At 41.2% G+C, this 2,018-nt stretch carries 3 protein-coding genes and 1 pseudogene; 2 read left to right on the top strand and 2 right to left on the bottom strand.

The annotated features are described in order from the left end of the window. Positions 1 to 142 precede the first annotated feature (142 nt). Complete coding sequence (locus G1O98_RS37975; RefSeq protein ID WP_163939581.1) at positions 143 to 304, top strand: hypothetical protein; 162 nt, start codon at positions 143 to 145, stop codon at positions 302 to 304. Between the two features lie 317 nt (positions 305 to 621). Further along, a complete protein-coding gene (locus G1O98_RS37970; protein WP_163939579.1) occupies positions 622 to 1,128 on the top strand; it encodes a DUF1993 domain-containing protein in 507 nt (168 codons plus the stop codon). Positions 1,129 to 1,327: 199 nt separating this feature from the next. Here G1O98_RS37970 and G1O98_RS37965 read toward each other — a convergent pair whose 3' ends face one another. Together G1O98_RS37965 and G1O98_RS37960 are read right to left on the bottom strand one after the other, a co-directional pair. After that, positions 1,328 to 1,504, bottom strand: a complete 177-nt coding sequence (locus G1O98_RS37965) for a hypothetical protein (protein ID WP_163939577.1) — start codon at positions 1,502 to 1,504, stop codon at positions 1,328 to 1,330. Positions 1,505 to 1,535: 31 nt separating this feature from the next. Further along, positions 1,536 to 1,886 (bottom strand): annotated as a pseudogene (locus G1O98_RS37960) (transposase); the annotation flags it as partial. Positions 1,887 to 2,018: the final 132 nt, after the last annotated feature.

Here is a 2,018-nt window from a genome sequence, read left to right as displayed (position 1 = left end):
ACTCTTATTTCTAATGCTGATGATGTCATAAATAAAAAATACCATCAATCTCTTCACTTACCTGCGGAATGTAGGTTTTTAGCCTCTGCTTGCGGCTGGCGATCGCCTACGGCGGGTGCTTGCGCCATCGCTGTTGGAGAAGATGGGCAATACTTTGGGCAAGAGTGGTGAGCATCGCGGCGTGATGCTGAAGTTTGAGAATGTGAATATGACAAATTTGCTCAACTGCTTGTCGATGCGCCACATTGGAATGAATGGATGGCGTGAGAAAGTTGGGCACAGAAAGCGATCGCTAAAAGGTTAGTTCCACCCAAGTAAAAAGAACTAACTCTTATCCCTTCTCCATCTCATCCAACACATACAGCCGACGTAACGCCGACCCGACGCACCCACTTCTCAAAATGTGGCTTCCGTCATCCGCTCAAAGTCGGCACGTCTCGTCCCCAATTTCTGGGCGATGAAAGATCGTCCAGAGTTGTATGAGTTCGTTCAAAACATTCAGTATCTTTGGATCTGTGACTAAATTTGGTTCCATATTCTTTGACACAACATCACAGTCAATACCCCCTAATATTAGATGGGCGGCTAAAAGTCGTTTGAACTTTTTCTGGAGAAATTTCAATGACCATTTCAATGTACCAAGCTTTAATACCCGTGTCTATTCGCACACTGAATAACCTTACAAACATTCTTGAAAAAGGTGCTGCTTATGCTGAAACTAAAAAAATAGATCCTTCTGTGTTGATTAATAGTCGTCTATCCCCAGATATGTTTCCATTATCAAAACAAGTGCAAATTGCCTCTGACATAGTAAATAGAGGTGCTGCACGGTTAGCTCTTATAGAACCACCTAAATTCGAGGACAATGAAACTACATTTCCTCAACTTATTGACCGCATTCAAAAAACTATCTCTCATTTAAATACGTTTAAACCTGAACAAATTGACGGTTCAGAAGAAAGAGAAATTACCCTACAAATGCGTGACAATACTCTCTCTTTTGAAGGAATGCCATATCTGTTCTATTTTGTTTTACCAAATCTTTATTTTCATGTCACAACAGCATATAACATTCTTAGACACTGCGGTGTCGAACTTGGCAAACAGGACTTCCTTGGTCAACCTTAATTAGAGCAATATCTAACGCAATTTTTTCGAGAATGTCCGATCTTGCTTGGGTTAGTAAAAAATAGACTTCTTGACTTCTTGGCATTGTGGGGAAAAGTTTTTTCTTCTTCAACATTTCCCTTCTCTCTTTCTCGATAATTACACTGGCTTGAATCTCGCCGATTAATTAGTAAAATCTAATACTATAGGACTAGCCCTTTCAAGGTGTGTTAATGTTCTGTGTTTTCTGGCCTAAAGTCTTAGCAGTTGAGACATGGGGCTTGTTCTTAATATAAGTTCGTTTTGGTTGAGCAATCTTTGGGCCTCTTGGATGGCGGCGAAAAGCTCTCAGCTTGGCAATTGATTGCTCCTTGAGGACAATGACCTTTTGAGCCACTCCCCCGTTTTCAAAACGGGGGATTCAGGCATCAGGCAGAGATTGCAGTCTGGGACTGTCTGACATCTCCTACGCCTAGAGTCGAACTCCCGACTCTTTTAATATTCAAACTGGCATTTTCATCTCGGTCATTTTCAAATTGACATGATGGACAACGCCAACGTCTGATTGACAAATCTAGGCGATCTATTATGTGCCCACAGTTAGAACAAGTTTTGCTAGAAGGATACCATTGGTTGATATAGACTACCTGTTTATTTTTCTTCCTTGTCACCCACTCTAGGATATTTAGAAAGTCTCGGAGTGCTAAATCGCTAATTTTTCTTCCCCATAGACGCTTCATGCCTTTGAGGTTTAGCGTCTCAAAGCATAGAACATTAAAACTCTGTATCAATTACCCGATATATCATCATTTGAACAAATCTAAATCCGTGACTGCACCGATGCTGCTAGAAGATACTAATTTGGCATATTTCGCCAACACGCCTTTAGTGTAACGCGGAGCAGGAGGTTG

Source organism: Nostoc sp. UIC 10630, from assembly GCF_010747425.1.
GTDB lineage: Bacteria > Cyanobacteriota > Cyanobacteriia > Cyanobacteriales > Nostocaceae > Nostoc.
Note: the sequence above shows the minus strand (reverse complement) of the source record. Positions and strands in the feature narration are given on the sequence as shown.

What these genes read in the sequence shown, in the direction of transcription:
- G1O98_RS37975 (WP_163939581.1), top strand. Translation starts at nt 143, where the DNA reads ATGGGCAATACTTTGGGCAAGAGTGGTGAGCATCGCGGCGTGATGCTG.
- G1O98_RS37970 (WP_163939579.1), top strand. Translation starts at nt 622, where the DNA reads ATGACCATTTCAATGTACCAAGCTTTAATACCCGTGTCTATTCGCACA.